The organism is Microbacterium zouquanmingi, assembly GCF_052266695.1.
In the GTDB taxonomy this organism is placed as follows: Bacteria; Actinomycetota; Actinomycetes; order Actinomycetales; family Microbacteriaceae; genus Microbacterium.
Genome location: NZ_JBQPQZ010000001.1, coordinates 415154 through 441793, shown reverse-complemented (window position 1 = coordinate 441793; position 26640 = coordinate 415154). Strand labels below are relative to the sequence as shown.

General features: G+C 65.6%; 19 protein-coding genes and 3 tRNA genes. 18 read left to right on the top strand and 4 right to left on the bottom strand.

What is annotated here, in order from left to right:
- Positions 1 to 39 precede the first annotated feature (39 nt).
- The 16 genes from rpoC to ACTU6U_RS01880 all read left to right on the top strand — a co-directional run bounded on the left by rpoC (position 40) and on the right by ACTU6U_RS01880 (position 19671).
- Positions 40 to 3915 carry a DNA-directed RNA polymerase subunit beta' gene (rpoC, locus tag ACTU6U_RS01955; protein ID WP_443467470.1) on the top strand — a complete coding sequence of 1292 codons (3876 nt, stop codon included), beginning with the start codon at positions 40 to 42 and terminating at the stop codon, positions 3913 to 3915.
- A gap of 172 nt (positions 3916 to 4087) precedes the next feature.
- Positions 4088 to 5005 carry a carbohydrate kinase family protein gene (locus tag ACTU6U_RS01950; RefSeq protein WP_443467469.1) on the top strand — a complete coding sequence of 306 codons (918 nt, stop codon included), beginning with the start codon at positions 4088 to 4090 and terminating at the stop codon, positions 5003 to 5005.
- A gap of 87 nt (positions 5006 to 5092) precedes the next feature.
- Positions 5093 to 5177, top strand: a tRNA-Tyr gene (locus ACTU6U_RS01945).
- Positions 5178 to 5285: 108 nt separating this feature from the next.
- Positions 5286 to 6170 (top strand): bile acid:sodium symporter family protein, encoded by an 885-nt coding sequence (locus tag ACTU6U_RS01940; RefSeq protein WP_443467468.1) that lies wholly within the window; start codon positions 5286 to 5288, stop codon positions 6168 to 6170.
- Between the two features lie 81 nt (positions 6171 to 6251).
- Entirely contained in the window at positions 6252 to 7130 is an 879-nt protein-coding gene (gene fdhD, locus ACTU6U_RS01935) for a formate dehydrogenase accessory sulfurtransferase FdhD (RefSeq protein ID WP_443467467.1), read from the top strand.
- Positions 7127 to 9478 carry an FdhF/YdeP family oxidoreductase gene (locus ACTU6U_RS01930; RefSeq protein WP_443467466.1) on the top strand — a complete coding sequence of 784 codons (2352 nt, stop codon included), beginning with the start codon at positions 7127 to 7129 and terminating at the stop codon, positions 9476 to 9478. Before fdhD ends, ACTU6U_RS01930 begins: the two co-directional genes overlap by 4 nt.
- Positions 9479 to 9608: 130 nt before the next feature.
- On the top strand, positions 9609 to 10331 hold the full coding sequence (locus ACTU6U_RS01925) for a cohesin domain-containing protein (protein ID WP_443467465.1): 723 nt from the start codon (positions 9609 to 9611) through the stop codon (positions 10329 to 10331).
- Positions 10328 to 12202, top strand: coding sequence for an amidase family protein (locus ACTU6U_RS01920; protein ID WP_443467464.1), 1875 nt, complete (start codon positions 10328 to 10330; stop codon positions 12200 to 12202). Before ACTU6U_RS01925 ends, ACTU6U_RS01920 begins: the two co-directional genes overlap by 4 nt.
- 159 nt (positions 12203 to 12361) lie before the next feature.
- Positions 12362 to 13159 carry an enoyl-CoA hydratase/isomerase family protein gene (locus tag ACTU6U_RS01915; RefSeq protein ID WP_443467463.1) on the top strand — a complete coding sequence of 266 codons (798 nt, stop codon included), beginning with the start codon at positions 12362 to 12364 and terminating at the stop codon, positions 13157 to 13159.
- 96 nt (positions 13160 to 13255) lie between these two features.
- A complete protein-coding gene (locus ACTU6U_RS01910; protein ID WP_443467462.1) occupies positions 13256 to 14431 on the top strand; it encodes a hypothetical protein in 1176 nt (391 codons plus the stop codon).
- Complete coding sequence (locus ACTU6U_RS01905; RefSeq protein ID WP_443467461.1) at positions 14428 to 15237, top strand: inositol monophosphatase family protein; 810 nt, start codon at positions 14428 to 14430, stop codon at positions 15235 to 15237. Before ACTU6U_RS01910 ends, ACTU6U_RS01905 begins: the two co-directional genes overlap by 4 nt.
- 183 nt (positions 15238 to 15420) lie before the next feature.
- Positions 15421 to 16506 (top strand): M23 family metallopeptidase, encoded by a 1086-nt coding sequence (locus tag ACTU6U_RS01900; RefSeq protein WP_443467460.1) that lies wholly within the window; start codon positions 15421 to 15423, stop codon positions 16504 to 16506.
- Between the two features lie 50 nt (positions 16507 to 16556).
- Positions 16557 to 16628, top strand: a tRNA-Thr gene (locus ACTU6U_RS01895).
- Between the two features lie 33 nt (positions 16629 to 16661).
- A tRNA-Met gene (locus ACTU6U_RS01890) sits at positions 16662 to 16735 on the top strand.
- Between the two features lie 402 nt (positions 16736 to 17137).
- On the top strand, positions 17138 to 18661 hold the full coding sequence (locus ACTU6U_RS01885) for an alpha/beta hydrolase (protein ID WP_443467459.1): 1524 nt from the start codon (positions 17138 to 17140) through the stop codon (positions 18659 to 18661).
- A gap of 86 nt (positions 18662 to 18747) precedes the next feature.
- Entirely contained in the window at positions 18748 to 19671 is a 924-nt protein-coding gene (locus ACTU6U_RS01880) for a helix-turn-helix domain-containing protein (protein WP_443467458.1), read from the top strand.
- Between the two features lie 53 nt (positions 19672 to 19724).
- On the opposite strand, the gene ACTU6U_RS01875 is transcribed toward ACTU6U_RS01880, so the two are convergent.
- Complete coding sequence (locus tag ACTU6U_RS01875; RefSeq protein ID WP_443467457.1) at positions 19725 to 20147, bottom strand: hypothetical protein; 423 nt, start codon at positions 20145 to 20147, stop codon at positions 19725 to 19727.
- A gap of 130 nt (positions 20148 to 20277) precedes the next feature.
- Complete coding sequence (locus ACTU6U_RS01870) at positions 20278 to 22539, bottom strand: Ig-like domain-containing protein (protein ID WP_443467456.1); 2262 nt, start codon at positions 22537 to 22539, stop codon at positions 20278 to 20280.
- A 169-nt stretch (positions 22540 to 22708) separates the two neighbouring features.
- Here ACTU6U_RS01870 and rraA point away from each other — a divergent pair, with 169 nt between their 5' ends.
- Positions 22709 to 23176: a ribonuclease E activity regulator RraA gene (gene rraA, locus ACTU6U_RS01865; protein ID WP_443467455.1), complete on the top strand. Its 468-nt coding sequence runs from the start codon at positions 22709 to 22711 to the stop codon at positions 23174 to 23176.
- A gap of 87 nt (positions 23177 to 23263) precedes the next feature.
- Here the strand turns inward: rraA and ACTU6U_RS01860 are convergent, their stop codons facing one another.
- Both ACTU6U_RS01860 and truA read right to left on the bottom strand, forming a co-directional pair.
- Positions 23264 to 23932 carry an endonuclease/exonuclease/phosphatase family protein gene (locus ACTU6U_RS01860; protein WP_443467454.1) on the bottom strand — a complete coding sequence of 223 codons (669 nt, stop codon included), beginning with the start codon at positions 23930 to 23932 and terminating at the stop codon, positions 23264 to 23266.
- Between the two features lie 10 nt (positions 23933 to 23942).
- On the bottom strand, positions 23943 to 24785 hold the full coding sequence (truA, locus tag ACTU6U_RS01855; protein WP_443467453.1) for a tRNA pseudouridine(38-40) synthase TruA: 843 nt from the start codon (positions 24783 to 24785) through the stop codon (positions 23943 to 23945).
- Here truA and ACTU6U_RS01850 point away from each other — a divergent pair.
- Positions 24680 to 25564, top strand: coding sequence for an acyltransferase family protein (locus ACTU6U_RS01850; protein WP_443467452.1), 885 nt, complete (start codon positions 24680 to 24682; stop codon positions 25562 to 25564). The genes truA and ACTU6U_RS01850 overlap by 106 nt on opposite strands.
- Positions 25565 to 26640: the final 1076 nt, after the last annotated feature.

Genomic DNA, 26640 nt, shown 5'->3' with positions numbered 1-26640 from the left:
ACCGGGTCCCTAAAAATTTATTGAGACACAGGAGAACTAGTGCTCGAGTCAAACACCTTCGATGAGCTTCGCATCGGCCTGGCCACCGCAGACGACATCCGCGGATGGTCCTACGGTGAGGTGAAGAAGCCCGAAACAATCAACTACCGCACCCTCAAGCCCGAGAAGGACGGTCTGTTCGGCGAGCAGATCTTCGGACCTTCCCGCGACTGGGAGTGTGCGTGCGGCAAGTACAAGCGCGTCCGCTTCAAGGGCATCGTGTGCGAGCGCTGCGGCGTGGAGGTCACCAAGAGCTCCGTCCGTCGCGAGCGCATGGGGCACATTGAGCTGGCTGCACCCGTCACGCACATCTGGTACTTCAAGGGCGTCCCCTCACGCCTCGGGTACCTGCTCGACATGGCGCCGAAGGACCTCGAGAAGGTCATCTACTTCGCCGCGTACATGGTCATCTCGGTCGATGAGGATGCTCGTCACCGCGACCTGGCCACGCAGGAGAACAACGTCCGCCTCGAGCTGAAGACGCTGGGAGATCGTCGCGACGCGAAGATCGCCGAGCGCCTCACCAAGCTTGAGGAAGAGCTCGCGGCCCTTGAGGCCGAGGGCGCCAAGGCCGACGCCAAGAAGAAGGTGAAGGACGCAGCGGAGAAGGAGATGAACCTTATCCGCAAGGGCGCCGACGAGGCGATCGCCAAGCTCGAGCGCGTGTGGGAAGACTTCCGCACGCTCGAGGTCGGCGCACTTCGCCCGGAGGACGACGTCTTCCACGAGCTGCAGGACCGTTTCGGTCAGTACTTCGAGGCCCACATGGGCGCGGAGTCGATCCAGCGTCGCCTCGCCGCCTTCGATCTGAAGACCGAGGCGGAGAACTTGCGTCTGCAGATCTCTGAGGGCAAGGGCCAGCGCAAGATCCGTGCGATCAAGCGTCTGAAGGTCGTCAGCTCGTTCCTGGAGACCGGTATGTCCCCGGCATCCATGGTTCTCGATGTCGTTCCGGTCATCCCGCCGGAGCTGCGCCCGATGGTGCAGCTCGACGGTGGTCGCTTCGCGACCAGTGACCTCAACGACCTCTACCGTCGTGTGATCAACCGCAACAACCGCCTCCGTCGTCTGATCGATCTCGGTGCCCCTGAGATCATCGTCAACAACGAGAAGCGCATGCTGCAGGAGGCCGTCGACGCGCTGTTCGACAACGGCCGCCGCGGTCGCCCCGTCACCGGCACCGGAAACCGTGCGCTGAAGTCCCTCAGCGACATGCTGAAGGGCAAGCAGGGTCGTTTCCGCCAGAACCTGCTCGGAAAGCGCGTCGACTACTCTGGCCGTTCGGTCATCGTCGTCGGCCCGCAGCTGCAGCTGCACCAGTGTGGTCTGCCCAAGCAGATGGCTCTGGAGCTCTTCAAGCCGTTCGTGATCAAGCGCCTGATCGACCTCGGTCACTCGCAGAACATCAAGGCTGCCAAGCGCGCCGTCGAGCGCACCCGTCCCGAGGTCTGGGACGTGCTCGAGGAGATCATCCGCGAGCGTCCTGTGCTGCTCAACCGTGCACCCACCCTGCACCGTCTGGGCATCCAGGCGTTCGAGCCGCAGCTCGTCGAGGGCAAGGCCATCCAGCTTCACCCGCTCGTCTGTGCAGCCTTCAACGCTGACTTCGACGGTGACCAGATGGCTGTGCACCTGCCGCTGTCGGTCGAGGCTCAGGCCGAGGCCCGCGTGCTGATGCTCGCATCGAACAACATCCTGAAGCCTTCTGACGGCCGTCCGGTCACCCTGCCTTCGCAGGACATGATCATCGGCCTCCACCACCTCACGGTGGTCAAGGAAGGCGCGAAGGGTGAGGGACGTGCGTTCGGCTCGGTCTCCGAGGCGATCCTGGCCAAGGACGAGGGAACCCTCGACCTGCAGGCCAAGGTCCGCATCCGCATCCCTGGCATGGCATTCCTCGAGGGCGAAGCCCCTGAGGGCTACGAGAAGCACCACCTGGTGGACGCGTCTCTCGGCCAGGCGATCTTCAACGCCACGCTGCCCAAGGGCTACCCGTTCGTCCGCGAGCCCGCTGACAAGGGCAAGCTGTCGCAGATCGTCAACAAGCTGGCCGAGGAGTACCCCAAGGTCGAGACTGCTGCGACGCTGGACCGCATCAAGGACGCCGGTTTCTACTGGGCCACGCGCTCGGGTGTGACCGTTGCCCTCAGCGACATCCTCACTCCTCCGAACAAGAAGGAGATCGTCGGCCGTTACGAGAAGCTGGCCGCGAAGGTTCAGTCCCAGTACGAGAAGGGCCTCACCACCGACGCCGAGCGTCGTCAGGAGCTCATCAAGATCTGGACCGAGGCAACCGACGAGGTTCAGGTCGCGATGCGCGAGAACTTCCCTGAGGACAACACCATCAACCGCATGGTGTCCTCCGGTGCTCGTGGTAACTGGCTGCAGATCCGCAACATCGCGGGTATGCGAGGCCTGGTGAACAACCCGAAGGGTGAGATCATCCCTCGCCCGATCATCTCCTCGTACCGCGAGGGGCTGTCGGTCGCGGAGTACTTCATCGCGACGCACGGTACCCGTAAGGGTCTGGCTGACACCGCTCTGCGTACCGCCGACTCGGGTTACCTGACCCGTCGTCTGGTGGACGTCTCGCAGGACGTCATCATCCGCGAAGAGGACTGCGGCACGTCGAAGGGTCTCGAGCTCCCGATCGCTGCTCCGAACTCGCAGGGTGAGCTCGTGCGCGACGCGAACGTCGAGAACTCGGTGTTCGCTCGTACGCTGGCGTCTGACGTCGTCAGCGAGTCGGGCGAGGTTCTCGCTTCGGCTGGTGACGACGTCGGAGACGTGCTGATCGACAAGCTCGTCGCCCTCGGTGTCGACAACATCAAGGTGCGCTCGGTGCTGACGTGCGACTCGGCTGTCGGTGTCTGCGCGCAGTGCTACGGCCGCTCGCTCGCAACCGGTAAGACCGTCGACATCGGAGAGGCAGTCGGTATCATCGCCGCACAGTCGATCGGTGAGCCCGGTACCCAGCTGACGATGCGTACCTTCCACACCGGTGGTTCTGCATCGGCGGACGACATCACCCAGGGTCTGCCCCGTGTGCAGGAGCTCTTCGAGGCTCGTACGCCCAAGGGGGCATCTCCGATCGCCGAGGCCGATGGTCGCATCACGATCGATGAGAACGACAAGGGCAAGAAGGTCATCCTCACGCCCGACAACGGCGATGAAGAGGTCATCTACCCGGTGCTGAGGCGTGCAACGCTTCTCGTCGAGGACGGCCAGCACGTCACCGTCGGTCAGCCGATCTTGGTCGGCACGCTGGACCCCAAGGAGGTCATGCGTGTCATGGGCGCCCGCGAGGTGCAGCGTTACCTCGTCAACGGTGTCCAGGGCGTTTACCGCTCGCAGGGTGTGCCGATCCACGACAAGCACATCGAGGTCATCGTTCGCCAGATGCTCCGCAAGGTCACTGTCGTCGATCACGCCGACACGAACCTGCTGCCGGGTGAGATGGTCGACCTCAAGCGCTACCAGGCGATCAACCGTGAGACTGTGGCAGAGGGCAAGCGCCCCGCGTCCGGCCGCTCGGAGCTGATGGGTATCACCAAGGCGTCGCTTGCGACCGAGTCGTGGCTGTCGGCCGCCTCGTTCCAGGAGACGACCCGCGTGCTCACCGAGGCCGCGATGCAGGGCAAGCGCGACCCGCTGGTCGGTCTCAAGGAGAACGTCATCATCGGTAAGCTCATCCCCGCTGGAACCGGTCTGTCGAAGTACCGCGACATCACTGTCGAGGCGACGGAAGAGGCCAAGAGCGAGCGCTACCCGAACCGGATCTTCGCATCCGACGGAGCGTACGCCGAGGGTGACTTCGGTTACGTCGACTTCGACGCGTTCTCGACCGATGACGTGACGCCTGGTACCTATAACTGAGCGTGACTGATTGAGAAGGCCCCGCACCTCTTCGGAGGTGCGGGGTTTTTTCGTGGTCCCCACCCCCGCGTTGGCCGGGCAAGTCCCGTTCAGGTCGCGAATTGTGCCGCTTTCAGCCGCGCAGAGCGACACATATTGCGACCGGGACGAGGGATACGGGCAGAATGAGGGAATGCTGACGTCCCCGCGCGCCGTCGTGATCGGTGATGCCCTGATCGACGAGATCCACGACGCCGGCGGCATCCGGGAGCTGGTGGGCGGAGCAGCCCTCAACGTCGCCGTCGGCATGCGCCGCCTTGGCGTCCAGACGAGCCTGGTCGCGATGGTGGGCGATGATGAGGCGGGCGAGCACATCCGCGAGTACCTTGTCGATCACGACGTGCAGCTGATCGAGAGCGTGGCCCCGCGCGGATCGTCGCGTGCCGTCGTGCAGCGGGATGCTGGCGGAGAACCGACCTACGTCTTCAATGAGGCGGCCCAGCGGCGCAGCATCCGCTATGGCAAACCCGCGCGGCAGTCGATTGCCGCAGCGGACCTCGTCGTGATCAGCTGTTTCCCCTTCGACAACCCGGTCGAAGTCGATGCGCTCGTCGCGGCCCTCGGAGACGCACGCGTCGCGATCGATCCGAATCCGCGGACCGGCATGCTCCGCAGCAGAGACGAATTCGTGCGCGGATTCGAGCGTGTGGCTTCAGGTGCAGCAATCGTCAAGGTCGGTGCCGATGACGCACGGCTTCTCTATGACGGCGATCTCGAGCGGCTCCGCACCCGACTCCGAGAACTGGGTTCCGAAGCCGTGCTCGCGACGGCAGGCAAGGAAGGCGCGGTGCTCGACGTGGATTCCGGCACGCTCACGGCGTCGATCGTCGACCTGCCTGGCCCCATCATCGACACGGTGGGGGCGGGGGATGCGACTCTTGCGAGCGTTGCCGAAGGCCTCGTCGATGCGCGTCCAGCGTCCGCCGAACAGTGGCAAGCGCTGCTGGATAGCGCCATGGAAGTCGCCGCGGCCACCTGTCGTTCTGAGGGCGGATTGCTGCGCACTGCAGGCTCTCTCGCCGACGCAGAAAGAGGCGTCCACGGCAGCTGAGGGCTCGATTTCTTAGCCTCGCTTCTGGCAGGTATGATTGATACTCGCGCCCCCGGTTGGCTGGAAAAGCTGGACGGGTGTGCATCTGGCAAGTTACCCAAGTGGCCAAAGGGAGCTGACTGTAAATCAGCCTGCATCGCATTCACTGGTTCGAATCCAGTACTTGCCACCACTGAAGAAAGCCCCGCACATGCGGGGCTTTCTTCGTTTCACCAGGCATTCTCCCGCTGATCGAACGAATGCGTGACACCGAGCCCTGAGATCGGCCACACTGAGTCCTATGGGATCAGCGTTGACCACCATCGGATTACCCGTCGCCCTCGGCATCATCATGCTGGGTCTCGGGCTCAGCCTCACGCTCGCCGACTTCCGCCGTGTGCTCAAGCAGCCCAAGGCGGTGCTCATCGCTCTGCTGTGCCAATTGGTGGTGCTGCCGGCGCTCTGCTTCGGTCTCGTGGTGCTGTTTCAGCTGCCGCCGGTGCTGGCCGTGGGCATGATGATGCTCGCGGCATCGCCGGGAGGGACGACGGCGAACCTCTACAGCCATCTGTTCCGCGGCGATATCGCCTTGAACATCTCGCTCACGGCGGTGAACTCGGTCATCGCCGTGATCACGCTGCCTGTGATCACGAACCTCGCGATCATGTACTTCCAGCCGTTCGACGACCAGCTGGGCCTGCAGTGGTCGAAGGCACTCGAGGTGTTCGCGATCGTGCTGCTCCCAGTTGCGCTCGGCATGTTGATCCGCCGGCTGTGGCCGAGGTTCGCCGATGGCATGGACCGCCCGGTGCGGATCGCGAGCATCATCATCCTCATCGTGGTGATCGCCGGTGCGGTGGCGTCGAACTGGGCCCTGCTGGTCGACAACTTCGCGCGACTCGCGCTGATCACGATCGTCTTCTGCCTCATCAGCCTGGCGCTCGGCTACCTGGTTCCGCGCCTGCTGCGGATCGGGCGACGTCAGGCCATCGCGACCTCGTTCGAGATCGGCATCCACAACGCCACTCTTGCGATCGTGATCGCCCAGAGCGTCCTCGGCTCGGTCGAGCTGAGCCTTCCTGCCGCGGTCTACGGCGTCCTGATGTTCTTCATCGCATTCGGGTTCGGGTTCCTCATTCGCGACAGAAGCCTCAGCCGCGACCCCGCGCAGGCTCCCGCTTCGTAGACTGGGTGGTGCGAGAGCCGTACAGCGACTCCGCAAGCGCGCCGATCAGGCGAGCACGTCGACGGAGACGAAGGAGATGGTATGGGTCGTATCGTCACCAGACGACCGGTGCTGAAGATCGCACTGGGGCATCCGCCCACTCGCCGGGTCGACACCCTCGCCGTCGAGGAGCCGCTCGAGATCCGCGTCGGCGGCACTGGGCTCGCGGTCACCATGCGCACTCCCGGCAACGACGTCGAACTCGCGGCCGGCTTTCTCGTCTCCGAGGGCGTCATCGCCGAAGGCGCCGAGTTCCGCTCGGCAATCCACTGCGGCGGCCCCGGCACCGGTGGTGAAGAGAACACCTACAACGTTCTCGATGTCACTCTTGCTCCCGGGGTGGCACCGCCCGCCCCCGAACTGCGCCGCGAGTTCTACACGACCAGCTCCTGCGGCATCTGCGGCAAGGCGAGTATCGATGCGGTGCGGACCATCTCACATCATCTGCTCACTCATGACGATGCGTCGGTGACCGCCGAGGCGCTCGCAGAGTTCCCGGTGCGTCTGCGCGCGCATCAGAGCGCGTTCGACAAGACCGGTGGCCTGCATGCCGCAGCCCTGTTCGATGTCGACACCGGCGAGATGCTCGTGCTGCGCGAAGACGTCGGCCGGCACAACGCCGTCGACAAGGTGATCGGCTGGGCAGTCCTTCAGAATCGCCTTCCACTGCGCGGCACCGTTCTGCAGGTCTCGGGACGCGCGAGCTTCGAACTCGTCCAGAAGGCGACGATGGCCGGCATCCCGATTCTTGCGGCCGTCTCGGCGCCGTCGTCGCTGGCGGCAGAACTCGCGGACTCGCTCGGCCTCACCCTGATCGGGTTCCTGCGCGGCCGGTCGATGAACGTCTACACGCATGCGGAACGGGTGTCGGTGAGCGATGCCGCAGAATCCGGATGGCTGAGAGAAGGAAGCGCCTCATGACGAGCGTCAGCGAGAACCCGCGGCCGGGAACTGCCTTCGGCCTCATATCGGACGTGCCGCGCCAGGGCGGGTACGGGCCGGTAACGACCAAGCAGTGGTCGCAGGAGGACTACACCCATCCCGTTGCTGCCTGGGGTGCGGCGCTGTCGGTCGGACAGGTACTGCTCCGCGAGCGCCAGCCGGTGACCGGGGCGCTGGCCATGCTCACGATGAACCATCCCATCAAGGGCTTCGACTGCCCTGGGTGCGCGTGGCCGGACGACCAGAAGGGCCTGAAGCTCGACATCTGCGAGAACGGCATGAAGCACGTCACGTGGGAGATGACGCACAAGCGCGTAGGACCGGCGTTCTTCGCGAAGCACACGGTGACGGAGCTGGCCGAGTGGACCGATTACGAACTCGAGAACGCAGGACGCCTCACCGAGCCGATGGTCTACGACGCCGAGCTCGACCGCTATGTGCCGATCAGCTGGGATGACGCGTTCACCCTGATCGGCGAGGAGCTGCGTGGTCTCGGCAGCCCAGATGAAGCGAGCTTCTACACGTCGGGAAGGCTCAGCAACGAGGCATCCTTCCTGTACCAGCTGATGATCCGCGAATACGGCACGAACAACATGCCTGACTGCTCGAACATGTGCCACGAGGCATCCGGTCGTGCCTTGACGGCATCCATCGGGTCGGGAAAGGGCACGACGACCGTCGAGGACTGGGAGCAGACCGACGCGCTGTTCCTGCTCGGAGTCAACGCCGCTTCCAACGCGCCGCGGATGCTGACGGCGCTGTCGAACGCCGTGAAGAACGGCGCACAGGTCGTGCATGTGAACCCGCTCATCGAGGCGGCATCCCGGCGGACGACCGTGCCGCACGATTTCGTCGACATGGCGCTGTTCAAGACGCATGAGACCGGAACGCTTGATCTGCAGGTGCGTCCGGGCGGAGACATGGCGCTCATGCGCGGCATCGCGAAGGTCGTCTTCGAGGCGGCGGAGACGGATGCTGCGGCACTGGACGCTGCGTTCCTCGAACGCTTCGCGCAAGGGCTCGCGGAATACCGCGCGCTGGTGGAAGCCACCAGCTGGGACGATCTCGTCATCCAGTCGGGGCTCAGCGAGGAGCAGATCCGCACGGCAGGTGGCATCTATCTGAAGGCCGACAGCGCGATCGTGAGCTGGTGCCTCGGCATCAGCCAGCATGAGCACGCCGTCGACATGGTCCGCGAGATCGTCAACGTGCTGCTGCTGCGCGGCAACATCGGGCGCCCCGGCGCAGGGCCCGCTCCGGTCCGCGGTCACAGCAACGTGCAGGGCAACCGCACCTGCGGAATCAACCACCACTCGCCTGCGTGGCTGCTCGACAAGCTCGACGAAGTCTGCGGCATCACCTCTCCACGCCGGCCCGGACTCGACACCGTCGGAAGTATCCACCAGATGCACGCAGGGGCGGTGAAAGTGTTCGTGGGGCTGGGCGGCAACTTCGTCACCGCCGCACCCGATACAGTGTTCACCGCCGAGGCGATGAGCAGTTGCCGGCTCACGGTGCAGGTGAGCACGAAGCTCAACCGCAGCCACATCGTGCACGGGGCCAAGGCCCTGATCCTGCCGTGCCTGGCACGCACCGAACGCGATGACCAGTCGAGCGGGCGGCAGGGGCAGACCGTCGAGGATGCCATGAGCATGGTTCATCTGTCGGTCGGCGGGCGAAAGCCGGCATCCGATCGTCTGCTCTCCGAACCCGACATCATCGCCCGCATGGCGCGGGCGACCATCCCCGACAGCGCGACGCCGTGGGAGGAGTACGTCGCCGACTACGCGCGCATCCGAGATGTGATGGCCAGAGTCCTCCCCGGTTTCGATGGCTTCAACGAGCTCATTGCTACACCGAACGGATTCCGGATTCCGCAGCCCGCGCGCGAGCGCGACTTCCGCACGCCGACCGCGCGGGCGATGTTCTCTGCCGCACCGCTGCACGATGTGCGCCCGCCCGCAGAGGACATGCTCGTGCTGCAGACCATGCGCGCACACGACCAGTGGAACACCACGATCTACACCGCGAATGACCGCTACCGCGGGGTGAAGAACCTGCGCGAGCTGATCTTCCTGCATGCGGAGGACATGCGCGAGCGCGGTATCGCGACGGGTGACTTCGTCGACATCGTCTCCACATCGAAGGACGGCACAGAGCGGCGCCTGCGCCGCTACCGTGCCATCGCCTATGACCTGCCGCGGGGGAGTGCGGCCGGCTACATGCCCGAGATGAACGTGCTGATCGGTCCGAACGACTTCAGTGCGCAGAGCGATCAGCCGCTGATGAAGAGCATCAACATCCGGGTGGGACCGTCTGCGGCGTAGGCGAAACCTGCTGGCAACAATCCGACATCACGGCGACATCTGTGCCTGAGAGGGTGTGCCTGAAGCGGTCGCTTCCGATGGGGTGAGCGTTCGATCGTTTCATCATGTTCCCTGGAAGGACGGCTCCGGCATGCCCCGAAGCACCCCGATACACCCCGTGCCCAGACGCCGGCTGGCGACGATCACCACCTTGGTGCTCGTCGGACTCGCCGCACTCACCATCGCGCCCGCAGCGTATGCCGCGAGCGTCACGGCTGTGGCTGTCGCAGCCCCCGCAGACGTGACGGTCGGCGACAACTTTGCGGTCACCGTGACGGTCGCAGGTTCCGCAGATCTGTTCGCCTACGAGGCAGAGGTGGAGTTCGACGAGTCCGTCATCACCTTCGTACCCGACAGCGACGAATATCCGGACGGCGGATTCGGCGCCGCAGCCGCGTCGACGGATTCGGTCGCCCTCACCTACACGCGCTTGGGGAGTTCCCCGGGGCTGGCTGGCGATCTCATCATCGCCACGCTCGAGTTCACGGCCGTGGCCGAGGGAGATGCCGCGTTGTCGGCACCGACACTCACACTCGTCGGCACTGATGGCGTCGCTACGGCGTTCACGGATGTGACCGTTGATGCGGTGATGGTCGCCGAACCCACACCCCCCACTCCGACGCCGACGACACCGCCCGTCACCGAAGGTGGCGGAGGCGGCGGCAATAGCCCGACCGACAAGATCGATGGCGACCTCGCCTCCACCGGTGGAAGCACCGAGATGGTCGGCGTGCTGATCGGCGCGGCCCTCGCGGCCATCGCAGCAGGCATCGTTCTCTTCGCCCGCCGTGCTCGCAAGGGAGCTGTCCGATGACCGAAAGCATCCCCACCTCGTCGATGAAGTCTGCGGGAAGGAATCACCGAGTGCGTAACGCGAAACGACTCACCGCCGCGTCCGTTGCGATCGTGTCGATGGGTGGCGCGTTCTTCGCGACCGTGCCCGCGAGCGCGGAGACGACGGACGCTTCGACGGCACTGCTCATGCCGTTCTACACCGAGAAGGATCTGACCGGGGATGCCCAGGTCACCGTCGCGGACCTCGAGGTGCTCGCCGACAGCCTGGGCGATACCGCCGGCTCCGTGGGATGGGACGCGCTCGCGGGCTGGGACTTCGACGGCGATGGGAAGCTCAGCGTCACTGACCTCGCTGGCCTCTCACAGCGCATGGTGTACGACGACGGCCCGTTCGAGCTCGTTGAAGCGAGCGTCCTTGACATGCAGGCTGCGATGAATGCCGGGGTCACCACCTCGGTTGCGATCACGCAGCAGTATCTCGCCCGGATTGCAGCCTACGACCGCACGCTGATCGACATCGCTGCGGGTGGACGCGCGCTGAACTCGATCATCAGCACGAGCGACGCGGCGCTCTCGGCGGCGGCCGCCGCCGACGCCGAGCGCGCGTCGAACGGCATGATGAGCATGCTGTTGGGTGTGCCGGTGGCCGTCAAGGACAACTACAACACGACCGACATGGCCACGACCGCCGGGTGCGGATGCTGGGATGACAACTGGACGGCCGACGACGCGACGATGGTCACGGGCCTCCGCGAGAGCGGAGCAGTGCTCCTCGCGAAGACGAGTCTCGATGAGTTCGCCTACGGCTTCGAGTCGCAGTTCTCGGCGAACCAGGAGACCGGCGCGGCACTCTACGTTGCGAGCCCCTACGTCACCGAACGGACCGCTGGCGGATCCAGCGGTGGCACGGGAGCCGCGATCGCCGCGAACCTCGTGGGCATCGGCTTCGGCACCGACACCGGAGGATCCATCCGCGTTCCATCGTCGTACAACCAGCTCGTCGGCATCCGTCCGACTGTGGGGCTTGCCAGCCGTGACGGGATCGTGCCGCTCGCGCTCACCCAGGATACTGGCGGACCGATGGCCCGATCCGTGATCGATGCGGCAGTCGCGCTCGATGCCGTCGTCGGCGTCGACGAGAACGACCCTGTGACGGCGGCGCAGGCAGGACACGTGCCCGTCTCGTACACGGAGTATCTCGACGCGAACGCGCTCGAGGGCGCGCAGATCGGGTATATCCCGTCGATGCTCGGCACCAACCCGACGACTCTGCGTCTGTGGGCTGAGACGAAGGCGCTGATGGAAGCTCAGGGTGCGACAATCGTCGAGATCGCCGCACCGGAGTGGTTCTCGCGCGTGCTCGGTGAGGGAAGCGGGAGCACGAACGAATTCCGCCACGATCTGACTGAGTACGTCGATGCATATCTCGCGCCGGAAGTGGCGGCTCGCACGATCGAGCAGATCGTCGAGTCCGGGCGCTTCGTGACGTCGCGTCAGCGCACCTACGAGAGCCGCGCGCAGGTCACCGAGGAGACTTACCTCGCGTGGGCAGGGCCGGACGGCAGCCACAGCACGGCGCTTGCCGCGTTCAAGGTGCAGATGACCGGGGTCCTCGATGAGCGGGGACTGGATGCGATGGTCTATCCCAGCGGCAACCCCTACGGCACCGTGGGCAACAACCTGCGGCTGAGCCCGAACACCGGTATGCCGGCGGTGACCGTCCCCATGGGACAGGCGATCGAGGCTGATGGCACCATCACCGGCGCCGGCGTCAACCTCGAGATCTTCGGGCGCGACTTCGCCGAGGGTGAGCTGCTCGGCTTCGCCTACGCGATCGAACAGGCAAACCAGGCGCGGACTGCCCCGTCTCTGTACGGTCCGCTCGGCTGATTCGAACAACGAACGAGGCCCCACGACGCAGACGTGGGGCCTCGTGCTGTGCGTCACGTTGGGGATCCGCACGACGGAAGAACGTATTCCTCGGACTACGATGCCGGGGTCCACGGTCGCGGCTAGGCTGACGGAGTCCGCGCTTCGAAGGAGATGCCCATGAGCGATGCCATCCTGTTGTCGATCGATGAGGGGCTCGCGCGCCTCACTCTGAACCGTCCCGCACGGCTGAACGCCTTCAACGAGGATCTCGCGGTGGCATGGCGGGATGCGACGATAGAGGCGACGTCGAGAGATGATGTGCGGGCGATTCTGCTCGATGCATCCGGCCCGTCCTTCTGCGCCGGCGGCGACGTGATCGAGATGGCCACGTCGATGGCAGACGGCGGTCCGCTCACCGCGCTCGCCGGTGTCATCAACGAGGGGATCCGGGCTCTCACCGAGTCGTCGGTCCCCGTGGTGGCCGCCGCGCACGGCACGACGGCAGGCGGAGGCCTGGGCATTCTGCTCTGCACGGACTACGCCGTGATCGGTGGACGCTCGAAGATCGGCAGCCTGTACGCGAACATCGGCCTCACGCCCGACCTGTCGGTCTCGGCGCATCTGGCGGATGCTGTCGGCCAGCGCCGCGCGCTTCAGCTGGTGCTGCAGGACCGCCTGCTCAGCGCCGAAGAGGCTCTCGAATGGGGTCTGGTCGCCGAGGTGGTCAGCGGGTCGGATGCTGCAGACGAGGCCGAGCGCGTGCGTGCACGCGCGGAGGAGATCGCACGGTTCTGGCTCGCGGGCGCCGCGCGCGCGTACGGGCAGGCGAAGCGGCTGGTCCGTTCGCAGCCGGCGCGCAGCTTCGCGGACCAGCTCGCCGAAGAGGCCCGTTCGATCGGGGCATCCTTCGACACGCCCGATGCGAAGGCGCGGGTCGCGGCGTTCGCTGCGCAGTCGGCGAAGAAAGCTCGCTGAGATCCTCGACGAGTTACTCACAACCGCCCGGATGCCCGTCGTGCAGACGCCGTCGCATGCGAGGATGAGTGCAACGCTGACGACGAGGAGATCATGATGTCAGAGATCAATCACGCCCAGTCGAAGCCGGGTGCGTCACTGCTGATCCGTGGCGCGATCTGGATCGCCATCGGCGCCCTGATCGCTGCGGCGCTGGTCTGCGTCGTGTGGGTGCTCATCGGCGACCAGAACGGCATCATCGGGCGAGCGTTCCTCACGATCCTCCTGCTCGCGGGATTCGCGGGGATCGCAATCCTCGAAGCAGGTCTGGCGGCCCGTCGCCCTGACTGGCTGGCGCTTGCCAGCATGATCACCTGGATCGTCGCGCTCATCGCGGGTGCCATCAAGATCTGGCTTCCGAGTGAGCCCTACGAGTACGCCGGCGGCGCTGGTCGCTTCTTCATGTTGCTCGTCATCGTGGGCGTTCTGCAGCTCGCGCTGCTGCACGTGCGGCTGTTCACCCCCGCCGCGCAGCGGTACGTCACAACGTTCACACGCGTCATCTACTACGTCACCATCGCGATGCTGGTGCTGCTCGTGGCGATGCTCGTCATCTTCCTGACGCTCCCAGACACCTTCGACTACAGCGAGCTGTACTGGCGCATCGTGGTCGCGCTCGCGATCCTCGCCGCTGTCGGCACGACTCTGATTCCGCTGCTGAACGCCCTGTTCGCCCCGAAAAAGCCTGCGTCGGCTGGCCGTTACGCGCCGGTGCAGGCGTACGCTCCCGCCCTCGCGGCGCCCACCGCCCCCGCAGGGTCTGCGGCGCAGCAATGGCCGACGTACGCCGATGGAGTCACTCCGCTGCCGGTTCTTTCGGACGGATCCCCGGACTGGAACGCGTATTACACCGGGTATCCGACGCAGATCGCCCTGCAGGCGCCGTCCGGTCAGCACGCGCCTGTAGGCCTCGTCTCCTCTCCGGATGCTCCGATCGGTCCAGATGGTTTCCCGGTGCCTCCTGCCGGAGCGCCAGCCGCGCACGATGGCATCCTGGGCGAAGCGGCGTGGCAGTTCCCCACGCCGCAGACCCCTCCCGTGCAGGCTTCTCCCGTGCAGGCCGACCTCGACGCGACCCACGAGCGGATGCCGCAGCCACCAGCAGTGCCACCCGTGCCGCCGATGCCAGAGCAGCCTGCTGCTCCTGAGCAGCCTGCTGCGCCACAAGAGCCGCCGATCGCGCCCCCGGCGCCCGGCGCGTTCCCGCCTCCGCCTCCGGCGCCGCACCAGTGAGCGGCGTGGTGTCGGTCGACCCCGCACGGCTGCGAGAGCTCGCTGCAGACATCGCCCGTGAAGCGGGAGCCCTCGCTCGGCAGCGCCGGGCGGCTGGCGTCTCTCTTGCGGCGACCAAGACGAACCTGGCAGACATCGTCACCGAGGCTGACCGCGAGGTCGAAGATCTCATCCGCACGAGACTCGCGGCCGAGCGCCCGGGCGATGGCTTTCTGGGCGAGGAATCTGGCGCCGCCGTATCGACGACCGGGGTGACCTGGGTCGTGGATCCGATCGACGGCACAGTGAACTACGCCTATGGCATGCCGATGTACAACGTGAGCATCGCCGCAGTGCAGGGCGGTACCGTTCCTGGTGGCTGGCAGGCGCTCGCCGCAGCCGTGCACGCGCCGGCGCTGGGGGAGCTGTTCGAAGCATCCCATGGCGGCGGTGCCTGGCTCGCCGGTGAGAAGCTCGCGGTGACGACAGAGACCCCGGCGGGAGCGCTGCTGGCGACCGGGTTCGGCTACGACCCCGCGACGCACGACGGCGACATCGCCACCGTGCGCGAAGTGATGCCGCTCGCGCGTGATCTTCGACGGATGGGGGCCGCTGCGCTCGACCTCGCGTACGTCGCAGCAGGGCGTCTGGACGGGTACTTCGAACGCGGGCTCAATCCCTGGGACTTCGCTGCGGGCGCGCTGCTCGTGCAAGAGGCCGGCGGCATGGTGAGCTGGCTGGACGCGGCATCCGCTCGTCCGATGACGGTCGCTGCCGGCCCCGCGCTGCACACGCGGCTGCTGAGTGTTCTTTCCGACGAAAAGTAATGGTGAAAGGCATGTCATTGTCGACGTCGCCAAGGTAGTGTTTTTGTAATCGTTACCTTCGTGCTACCCACACGAAGGCGCCCCCGCTGACGACTGCCCGAGAGTTCTGTTTTGCCCTTTGATTCCTCCCTCGCTGGCCCTGCGCCCACGCGTCGTTCGCGACGTCGCGCTGCAGAAGCCACGGTGGATGCCGCTACCGCTGCCGTGCCGCTGTCGCGGCGTGCGCTGCGTGAGCTTCGACAGGGTGAGGATGTTGCGCCCGAGAGCGTTGAGCGCGAGCCTGTGGTCGTTGAGCCTGCTCCTCTGACGAGGGCGAGCATCAGGCGAGCGCGAGCCGAGCAGTCGCAGGCTGAGCCGGCGAGCTGCGAAGACGGAGTCGATTCATTCAACTCGGCATGCCGAGCGTTCCTCGCCGTCCCGCCGAGTCTGCCCGTCTACGTGACCGGCGCCGGAGCAGCTGAGCCGCGGGATCTGAGCGCGTTCCGCTCGGCGCCGCTGCCGATGCCGGAGGAGCGCACGAGAAGCAGGTTCCTCACTGTTGGTGCCTCGGTCGGCATCATGGGCGTCGCCGGTCTGCTCGCGGTGTCGATGACGCTGCCGGCGGGGGCCGTGGCTGCGGCTCAGAGTGCGCAGTCCTCGGTAGCGGCGTCGCTTGTCGCAGCATCCGAACAGCGCGGATCAGGAATCCGCGGGGACGAGATCCAGGCGTTCGTCGCGTCGTCGGATCTGCAGAATGGCACGATCGAACGCGCCGATAAGTTCTCGACCGCGTCGCTGATCGACATCGCGCATGAGCAGGGCATCGACTATTCGACGTCGGTCTACACGAACGATCCGGATGCCGCGATTCAGTGGCCCTTCATGGTGGGCGTCGGCATGAGCTACGGCTACGGCATGCGCGACGGGCGCCTGCATGAGGGCTTGGATCTCGTCCCGGGCGATGGTGCGCCGGTTCAGGCGATTGCGGGCGGTACCGTCCGGATCGCGACCGAGACCGGGGGTAACTACGGTGTCACCGTCTACATCGATCACATGATCGACGGCGACCTGGTCACCAGCCACTACTCGCACATGCAGTACGGATCTCTGCTCGTCAAGGCGGGGCAGATGGTCGAGGTCGGCGACGTCATCGGCAAGGTGGGCAACACCGGTCGTTCGTTCGGAGCGCACCTGCATTTCGAGCTGATCATCGATGGAGCGACCATCGATCCGCTCCCGTGGCTACAGGAAAATGCTGGTCGCTATGACGGGGTCGTCCCGGTTTCGTGAGAACGCCGAAGTGATGGTATTCTCGTGTGGTTGCCTTCACGGGTGACAGCGCCCCGATAGCTCAGTGGTAGAGCACTTCCATGGTAAGGAAGGGGTCGTCAGTTCAATCCTGACTCGGGGCTCGCAGCATCCTTTCTTTTGATCGGATGTCGTGCGGCAGGGTAGCTCAGTTGGTGAGAGCGCACGACTCATAATCGTGAGGTCGCGGGTTCAAGCCCCGCTCCTGCTACAGATGAAAACCCCCGGAAAGTCGGGGGTTTTGTCGTATGTCGGGCGCGTCGTCGCGGGGCCAGTCCGCCACGTCTCCGGCATTGCGAGAAGAATTTCCCGGCTCCGAACGCACCTTAAGCCGGGAAATTCTTCTCGCAATGGGGGCGGGCGCGTTTCTGTGCCGGTTTTGTACCCGTTTCATACGCCGATGGGGCACGGTCCGGCTCCGGCCGGCGACACCACTTTGGCATTCGCACCTACGGAAACGGCAGGGCTGGCTGTCCTGCGCGACGCAATTCGCGCGTCCCCCGCGCAATTCGCGCTGAGATCGGCGCTCGTCGCTGTGCGGCAGCTCCGTGTCCTGGACGATGGCAGGATAACGAAAATCGCCTATGACAGGCGTGCGTCTGAGGGAGACAGTATGCGTGAGAGTACGACGAAGCGAACTATTCGGGTGGCCGCGCTGCTCGCCGTCGCCGGACTAGCAATGACCGCCTGTTCCACGGGCGCGGAGTCGAAAGCGAGCGATGTGCAGGCCGAGTCCTTCGCCGAAGTGTACGCGCAGACCATCGACTGGGCAGAGTGCGGCGCCGATTTCGGTATGACCGATGACCTCGTCGGGGTGATGGAGTCGATGGGCGGGGATGCTGATGCCTTCGAATGCGCCATGATCGCGGCGCCGTTCGACTGGAACGATCCCGACAATTCTGAGACGATCGAGCTCGCGGTGACGCGGCGCGGTGCTACCGGCGACGCCGAGAAGCTCGGCACACTGTTCGGCAATCCCGGTGGACCCGGTGCGAGTGGGCTGGCCTACACGTTCGGGATAGCCCTGTCGCCCGGCTTCGATAAGATCACGGCGCAGTACGACCTCTTCGGCTTCGATCCGCGCGGTATCGGCCGGAGCACACCTCTCGAGTGCGATGGAGTCTCGGACGTCTTCGAGATCAACCTTGCCGTTTGCGCCGCGGATCAGCCGCTCGCGGCTTCGATCGGTACCTCGCAGGTCGCTCGAGACATGGAACTCATGCGCCATCTGGTGAACGACGACACGTTGAACTACCTCGGATACTCATACGGCACCATGCTCGGTGCGACGTATTCGACGCTGTTCCCCGAGAATGTCGGACGCATGGTTCTCGATAGTGCGGAGGCCGCGCAATGGGCTGGGCTGATCGGCTCGTTCAACCAGCAGTTCGCGATCGCGACTCAGGTCGTCGAACTGTTCGCTCAATGCGGCGCCGCATACAACGCGGCGTCGTGCCCGATCACGTCTGAGGCGGAATACCTCGCAGTGATGGACACACTCGCGGCCGAGCCGCTCCTCGCCAGCGATGGCTCCGAGCTCACAAGCTCGACGTTGCACGGTTACCTCACTACGGCGCTGTATAAGCGCGGCGCTGGGCGTACCGAAGCGCTCGAGACGGTCGCTGGCGTGCTCGCGGGCGACCAGGCTCAGATCGACGACCTCGTCGCAGCGATGACCGGCGGCGGTGCGAGTGTCAGTCTTGCGGGAACGGTCGTGCGTTGCCATTCCTTCCCCGATGATCCCAACATCATCGGTCTGCTTGACCACATCAACGAGATGGGCATGCCCGTGCTGTATGGTGGCCCCGAGATCACGGACGAATCCCTCCGTCCGTTCACAAATCTTGGCTGCGACGCGCTCCCCGGGAGCGGAGACGACATCACCGACACCTTCACCGGATCGCCCGATGCCACCGTGCTGGTTGTGGGGATCACCGGCGACCACGCGACCCCCTATGAGGGAGCGCAGGAGCTCACCCGGCAGCTCGGCAATGCCAGGCTCGTCACCCTCGAAGGGGCGGGACATGGCGCTTCCTTCACTGGGCGCTCTGTGTGCGTCGACGACGTGATCACCGGCTACCTGCTCTCTGGTGACCTGCCGGAAGACGGGCTCGTCTGCTCCGACGACCAGGGGTGATCGACACGTCACGCCGCTCCCTGCAGCGGAGCGGCGTGGCTCGTCGGGCTGTCCGGTGATCACTCATTCAGGGGTAGCATGAACGGGTGTACCCTCAGACCGCCCCCGAAGTAGAGGGCCTGGAAGAACGTTCGATCACTCTGTACGGCAGTCGCGACCTCGCCAAGATCGGAGTTCGCGGGGTCAGCGGTGAGCTGAGCATGAACGCCAGGGTGCGTGCGTTCGGTGCGATCCTCGTCATCGGTGTGAGCGGCTCCCCGAGCGAGATCGAACGGCGACCGATCCGTCCTGACTTGCCCACCATCGACATCATCTTCGTTCACCAGGGCGAGTTCGAGTATCTGCACGCCGGAGTCTGGGTCGCGTCGAGCAGTCCGCTGATCATTGCGTCAAGCGGCCTGCCCAACCGGGTACGGTTCGTGAGCGACTGGCGCTTCGTCGTTGCGCGGGTGCCCCGCGAACAGATGGTGCAGTTCGTGCCGATGCTCGGCGACGACGCTCGATTCTTCGACGAACTCAGCGTGTCCGAGCGCGCGATGGGGGCGTTTCTCACGCAATCCGTCGAGAGCGAGCAACCGGTGTCGCCGGGCGACAGTCAGACGGTCGATCGGATGGTGCTCGAGATGGCGGGGTCAGTCCTCCGCGCGCGTCAGGGAACGAACCCGCCGTCGGGCTCGCCCCGCGCCGCCGCGCGCGATCGCGCTATGGCGACGATCTCCGCGGACAGCTCGGACCCTCGACTCGACCCAGCCGGGGTAGCCAGAGCCGTCGGCATGTCCCTGCGGCACCTGCAAGTGATCTTCGCCGAGGCTGGCACGTCAATCGCCGGTGAGATCCGCCGCGAACGCGCGCGGATCTCACGTTCGATTCTGCAGGACTCGCGGTTCGATCACTTGACCATCGGTGACGTCTCGGCGAGGGCCGGGTTCGGATCGAGCGACAGTATGCGCAGGGCTCTGGAAGACATCTATCGGCTGACCCCGCGAGAGCTGCGCATCGGTCGCGCCTGATCAGCGCTGCCACGCATAATCGCGCGGTCGCGGGTCCAAGACCCGCTCCTGCTTCAGCCTTCGTTCTTGAAGGTGTCAATGTAGACGATGAAGCCCGTCGTCGAGACCTGCGCGGTCTTGTCGCGCAGCAGGAGCTCCTCGAGCTCCTCGACGGTCATGGCGTTGCGCTTCGCGACGATCTCGATCTTGTCTCCGAGAGCATCGATAGCTTCCTGGCCGCCCATGGGCTCGGGGAGGACTGCTCCGGTGAACGGGGATGGCGACGGCTGCACGGTGCCTTCTTCTGTGTCAGTATTCGGATCGGCCGGCGCCGAAGTCTCGGGCTGGGCAGACGAGGACGGTCGGGCGGATGCTGAAATCTGGCCACCGCGCGTCGCGGACACGACGACGATGATGGTTCCCACAACGATCACGACAGCGACGATCAGCAGCGCGATCGTGAGTCCTCGACTTCGACGTCCTGGTTGGTTTGTCACGTCAGCCTCCTGGCGAGCGGCATCCTGCGGTGGTGCGAACGGCCCCTCATCATAAGGATCCTTTCTGAGATCTGGCGAAAAAAAGGGGCGAGGACCAGTTACCCGATCCCCGCCCCTTCAGTCAGACGACTCAGCTCTCCGAGGAGAGGTGCTTGCGTCGTGCGTAGACGGCCAGGCCTGCTCCGATGAGGAGCAGCACACCGGCCATCGCTGCGAACGGCGTGGCGTTGAAGTCGCCACCGGTCGTAGCGAGGCTGTCGCCGCCGTTGCCATTGCCGTCGCCGTTGCCACCGGTGCCGCCGGGAGCTGCCGCAACCGTGAACGCGACCGCTGCGCTGTCGTCGGACGTGATCCCGCCCAGCGACTGGACCGCGACGACTGTGTAGGTGCCGTCAGCGAGCGCTCCGGTCAGGTCAACAGACCAGGTGCCGTCCGCCGCGACGAGGGCCTCGGCGAAGACCTCCTTGCCGTCGGCGTTCCGCACCGTGATGATGACCGTGGCGCCGGCAACTCCGGTGCCGCCGATCGTCGGGGTGGTGTCACCCGTCGTCGATCCCGCACCGGGCGTCGTGATCACGGGAGCCGCGACCGGAGCCGGAGGAGCGGTCACAGTGACCGAATCGGTGCCGGCGATCTCGATGCCATCGATGGTCTGCGAGGCGGTGATCACGGTGTTGCCGTACTGGCCCACTGTGACAGCAGCGGCCCAGTCGCCATTGCTGTCAGCGGTCACTGTGTCGACGACCGTGCCGGCGATGGTGAGCGTCACCTGGGCGCCGGGAGTTGCGGTGCCGGTGACGTCGATCTCGGATGCTCCTGCAACAGCAGCACCGTCAGCGGGAGTCTCGATCACGATGGGGTCGGTGGCGTCGGCAGTGCCCGAGAGCGTGAAGTTGCCGAGGCTGCCGTACTTGACGTAGCCGTTCGCGTTGTCGGGTGTCGCAGTACTCGGGTCACCTGTGCCGACTCCTTCGACCGACAGGTAATATGCGCCGGCGGCGAGACCAGTCTCGGAGATCGACGCGTTCAGGCCCGAGGCCGTGCTGATGCTGACACGCGCTGCCGCCGGGTCGTTCTCTGCGACGATCGCGCCGGCTGCGTTGGTGAGGGTCAGCTTGGCGTCGAGGTTCGGCCCGATCTCGGCGACCGACACCTGGGCGGTGAGCTCGCCACCGATTGTGGTCAGTACGAACACATCGACGTCCGTTGTGGTCTCGATGACGCTTGCGGCCTCGAAGGTGTCGTCAGCGTTGTCGAGCACCGCTGCCGTGGCGGGCGTGTCGCCGACGGTGTCGGCAGCGTAGTTCGCGCGATCCGTGTAGGTGAAGTTGAGCGTGAGCAGTTCGCCGATCGGGTCGCAGGTGCCGTCAGGATTCGAGGCGCGGTACTGGTCACCAGGCTGAGGGTTCGCCGGGTCACCCGAGAGCACACACACCCTGCCCTCGTACGGGGTGCCGTCCGACAGCGTGACGTTGATCAAGTAAGCAGCCGCCGCATCGCGATCGGTGATGGTCGCCAGGTCATCCTGGGTGTTGGTCGCTCCGGCGTAGCCGCCGGCGGACCACTGGGTCACAGGCGTGTAGTAGCCGGCGCCCATGATCGGTGCCCACAGGCCCTGCGTCGGTATGTAGTACTCACCGTCGGTGGAGCCTGCGATGCCGTCGTGCCCGAGGCCGAAGTTGTGTCCGGACTCGTGCGACGCGATCTCGGCGATCTTCTTGGCGTCGCCGCCGGAGCCCTCGGTGAAGACGAGCGCACCGGACATGTACTCGGAGCCTACAGCGTTCACCCAGGCGATACCGCCGGAGCCTGCAGCGGCCGGAAGGACGTCGGTGTAGGAATCAGTGATGATGACGTGAGCGCCGTACTCGTTATCGCCAATGGACGTCTTGTACAGCGCGTCGGGGCTCGGGCGCGTGGTCGTGACGTTCACGTTGAATGGTGCGTAGTCTTCGGAGACGGCGGCCCAGACAGCGGCCTTGTCCGGCACAGTGCCAGCGGCGAACGCCAGCGAAGGGATCTCCGCGTAGGCGTTCCACTGTGTGCCCGTCAGCGTCTCGCCATCGAAGTCGAGGTACACGGTGACCGGTGCGCCAGGACGCGAACCTGCGGCGGGGGTGCTGGGGATGGGGGCGCCTTCAGCCTGAGGCAGGTTGAAGAGCGAGAGGCCGTGGGATTCGTGCGCCTCGTCGACGTAATAGAAGAAGCCCTGATCCGAAACGCTGATCAGCTCGGCCGTTTCCTTGGCCTCGATCTCTGCGGCGGAATCACCGGTGCGAGCGGCGGCGAGCTCGTACTTGTCTGCGGTGATGTTGAGCTCGACAGGCTCGGCCGAGTCGTCAGCGGATGCGGGAAGAACCGCTCCGCCGAAAGTGAGGGCTGTAACGCCCACGGTAGCCACGGTGGTGGTGAGCCACCTGCGGTGTATCGATTTCAAGTTCAATTCCCCCCGAGTATGCGACAAGCGCCGCTAGAACAGTCAACGTTGGTCAAGATAGCAACTTCCCAGGTAGATCACACAAGTTGCAGGGGGATAGAGCTGCCCATGCGAAGATGCCTGCATGACCAAAGCCACTGCAGATCTCTACGATGAGTTCGGCGAAGACCTCCAACCGACCTCGATGCAGTTCCGCTCGATCGGCGGACGCTCGGCCTTCGACGGGCCGATCCGCACGATTCGCTGCTTCGAGGACAACGCGCTCGTCAAGGCCGCACTCGCCACGCCAGGCGACGGCGCCGTGCTGGTCATCGACGGCAGCGGTTCGCTGAGCACCGCGCTGATGGGCGACATGATCGCCGAGTCGGCCGTCCGCAACGGGTGGGCCGGCGTTGTCATCCACGGGGCGATACGAGACAGCGTCGCCATCTCGCACCTCGACCTCGGCGTGAAAGCTCTCGGGACGAACCCTCGCAAGAGCGCAAAGCTCGGTGCCGGCGAGATCGATGTCGACCTTGCATTCGGGGGGATCGTGTTCCGCGTCGGCAAGCACTTGTATGCCGATGAGGACGGAATTCTCGTCGAGCGCTGACCGCCGAAACCAGTTCAGGTCGCGAACTATGCCGTTTTCGTGAGGTCAGAGCGACCCCTTTTGCGACCTGAACAGTGGGTAAGAGTGCTAACCGATGGTGGTGGTCACCAGAATCGGGCGGTGATCGCTCGATCGCTGAGGCAGGGTCTGGATGCTGTCGATGCGGAACCCATCCGAAGTCGCGAAGTCGTAGTGCCCTTTGAAGACCCGATACCGCGTGTAGGTGCGATCGTCGCTGAGCGTGAGGGTGTACCCGTGATCGCGGACCGTCTGCCCGAGATTCTCTTTGAACACCGGGTAGTTGTAGTCGCCGACCATGAGCAGCGGCAGGCCTGCGCCCATCGACTCGAGCTCGGTCAGCGCGGCACGGATCTGGTTGCGCCGCAGCGAGTTCAGCGCGGTCAGCGGCGCCGCATGGAACGATGCGACGATCAACTCCTGGCCGTTGTCGATGTCCTGCAGCCGTACCCCGAGCACGCGCTCGTGCGCGGGCTTAAGCATCCGATCGTGGAGTGACTTCTTCAGCCCGAACGTGCGGATGTCCCGCAGCCGGAAAGTGTTCTTCCGGTAGTACAGCGCGAGTCCCAGGCGGTTGCCGTGTGTGGCATCGGCGAGGGCCAGACCGCTGATCTCGTCGGGCAGCGCGTCGACATCGCACTCCTGCAGACACAGCAGATCGGGCGCGTACTGGTCCACGAGCTGCTCGAGCTCGGTCGCGGCGCGATGCTTGCGCAGGTTGTACGAGATGACCTTCACGTTTGCCACGCTACTCGGTGTCGCGCCGCGCGCGGGTCTGCTCCGCCCTGGTGGCGAGCAGGTCGTCGGCGGGATACCCGACCTCGGTCAGTGTGAGCCCGCGTGCGGCCAGCACCTTGAACGCGCTCGTGCGCTCCAACGCATCGCGAAGAACGGCGAGATCCGAGACATCGAGGCGCTGCTCGCCGACAGCCGCGCATGCACCGACGAGCGCGCGCACCATGCTGTGGCAGAAGGCATCGGCTTTGACCTCCGCGACGAGAACGCCATCGGCATCCCGCGCCCAGCGGTAGTCGAGCAGGGTGCGGATCGTCGTCGCGTCGTCGCGGGCCTTGCAGTACGCGGCGAAGTCGTGGAGTCCGATGAGGGAGCGTGCCGCGGCATCCATCGCCCGGGCATCCAGAACGCCCCGGATGCTGGTGGTGTCGTGCCTGCGCGCCGGATCGTAACCGGCGGCGTCGTCAGCGAGCCGGTAGCGATAACGGCGCCACACCGCCGAGAAGCGCGCGTCGAAGCCCTTCGGCGCGAGCGAGGAGCGGTGCACGACGACGTCGGGGTACGCGCCGAGCACGCCGCGCATGCGGCGTGCGATCGTCGCGGCTGGGTCGGATGCTGCGCGCCCGTGGCGCGATTCGATGCGCGCCCATTGCTCGTCGTCGAGATCGACGTGGGCGACTTGCCCTGCGGCATGCACCCCGGCATCCGTTCGTCCGGCGACGACGAAGCGCACGTCAGAGCCGACGATACGTGCGAGAGCGGCCTCAAGAGTGCCCTGCACGGTGCGCAGGCCGGGCTGCGTCGCCCACCCGCGAAAATGCGTGCCGTCGTAGGCGATATCCAGACGAATCCTCACGGGCCCAGCCTAAGCTGGAGCTTTGGTTTCGCCCCGATCTATCCGCGAAGTCGCCCTCCTCAGATGCTGAACCAGACTTCGTCATCAGCGGCTTTCTGATCACCTCTCTTCTGCTGCGTCCGTCGAGGCTCGGGCGGCTCGGTTCGCCGCGCCGCCTCGTCGATTTCTGGCGGCGACGCGCACGACGGCTGATCCCCGCTCTCGCGGTCGTCGTCACGGTCTGTGCGACGGCGGCTTGGATGCTCGGCGGCGACCTGCTGGTGGGCATGGGGCGTCAGGTGCTGGGGGCGGTGACCTTCAGCTACAACTGGCTCGCGGTCGCCGACGGCACCGATTACTTCGCGGCGACCGCGCCTGAGCTGTTCCGCAACTTCTGGTCGCTGGCGGTGGAAGAACAGTTCTACGTGGTGTGGCCGCTGCTTCTTCCGCTCGTGCTGCTGATTCCAGGGCGCTGGCCGCGCGTCGCACTCATGCTCGTCGCCGCGGGTGGGTCGGCGTGGTGGATGGCGCAGCTCGTCGCGTCCCGTGATGTCACCCGCGCCTACTTCGGCACGGATGCGCACGCCTTCGGCCTGCTCATCGGCATCGCGCTGGCGCTCGCCGTCACGAATATGTCGGAACGGGAATGGATGCGTTCGCAGAATGCGCGCGCGGCTGCGCTGCTCGGGGGAGTGGTCGGGCTGTCGGCGATCGTCGTGGCGGCGGCGCAGCCCTCGCCATCTTCGTCGGTATCTGGCCCGGTTCGTGGTTCGGGCGCAGCCTCGATGTCGCCCCGCTGAAGTGGGTCGGCGATCGTTCGTACGGCATCTACCTGTGGCACTGGCCGGTGCTCGTGCTGATGCTCGTCGGCACCCAGGGCTTCGGGCCTGAAGCGGGCATTCCGGTGTGGACCGGAATCGCTGCGCTCGTGGTTTCAGTGGCCGCTGCAGCGCTGTCGTACCGTTTCGTGGAGCAGCCGTTCCGCCGATACGGATTCCGTCTCGCGCTGCGCGCGCTCGGTCGGCGGATCGCGGGCGCTCCGCTCAGCAGGTTCAGCGGAATCGCAGCGATGGCGGTCGTGCTGGTCGCCATCGGCGGCACGACCGCGGCGATCATCAGCGCGCCGCACACGACAACCGCGGCGGACGCGATCACTCGCGGACAGGATGCCTTGGGCGAGGCCACCACCACACCCGCGCCCACACCTGCTCCAGCCCCGGCCGAAGACCAGATCGTGATTCCGGCCGGCACCGAGATCACCGCGGTGGGGGACTCGGTCATGCTGGCCTCTGCGCCGGCACTGCTCGAGCAGTTCCCCGGCATCGCCGTGGACGCAGAAGTTTCGCGGTCGATCTGGGCGGGACCGGACATTCTGCAGAGCCTCGCCGCGGGTGGCGCGCTCCGCGAAAACGTCGTGGTCGCACTCGGCACGAACGGTCCCGTCGATAGGGATGTGCTCGAGCAGATGGCGCAGATCGCCGGTGCGGATCGCAACATCATCCTCGTCAACGCGCATGCGCCACGAGACTGGATTCCCGGCGTCAACGCCGATCTCGAGGCGTTCGCCGACAGCCACCGCCGCGTCTGGATCGCCGACTGGTCGGGCGCCATCACCCCGCATGAGGATCTCCTCGCCGGTGACGGCACCCACCCCGGGGATGCCGGTGGGCGAGTGTTCGCGGCATCCGTCGAGTCCGCGCTCGTGAACATCGAGAAGAGTCGCCTGCGCGCCGGGACGGACTTCGTTAACGCCCCCTCTGGTCGCGCTTCGCGCGTGCCGTTCCCGGAGTAGCCGCGCGTGCGCGCCCTCACCCGTGCCGACGCACCGTTCCCGGAGTGAATGCACCCGTAAGGATCCGCTGGGTGTAGAGCATTC

Coding starts and splice junctions, on each gene's coding strand:
- ACTU6U_RS01910 (WP_443467462.1), top strand. CDS start 13,256: ATGTCAGAGATCAATCACGCCCAGTCGAAGCCGGGTGCGTCACTGCTG.
- ACTU6U_RS01930 (WP_443467466.1), top strand. CDS start 7,127: ATGACGAGCGTCAGCGAGAACCCGCGGCCGGGAACTGCCTTCGGCCTC.
- ACTU6U_RS01885 (WP_443467459.1), top strand. CDS start 17,138: ATGCGTGAGAGTACGACGAAGCGAACTATTCGGGTGGCCGCGCTGCTC.
- ACTU6U_RS01925 (WP_443467465.1), top strand. CDS start 9,609: ATGCCCCGAAGCACCCCGATACACCCCGTGCCCAGACGCCGGCTGGCG.
- fdhD (WP_443467467.1), top strand. CDS start 6,252: ATGGGTCGTATCGTCACCAGACGACCGGTGCTGAAGATCGCACTGGGG.
- ACTU6U_RS01940 (WP_443467468.1), top strand. CDS start 5,286: ATGGGATCAGCGTTGACCACCATCGGATTACCCGTCGCCCTCGGCATC.
- rraA (WP_443467455.1), top strand. CDS start 22,709: ATGACCAAAGCCACTGCAGATCTCTACGATGAGTTCGGCGAAGACCTC.
- ACTU6U_RS01950 (WP_443467469.1), top strand. CDS start 4,088: ATGCTGACGTCCCCGCGCGCCGTCGTGATCGGTGATGCCCTGATCGAC.
- ACTU6U_RS01920 (WP_443467464.1), top strand. CDS start 10,328: ATGACCGAAAGCATCCCCACCTCGTCGATGAAGTCTGCGGGAAGGAAT.
- ACTU6U_RS01915 (WP_443467463.1), top strand. CDS start 12,362: ATGAGCGATGCCATCCTGTTGTCGATCGATGAGGGGCTCGCGCGCCTC.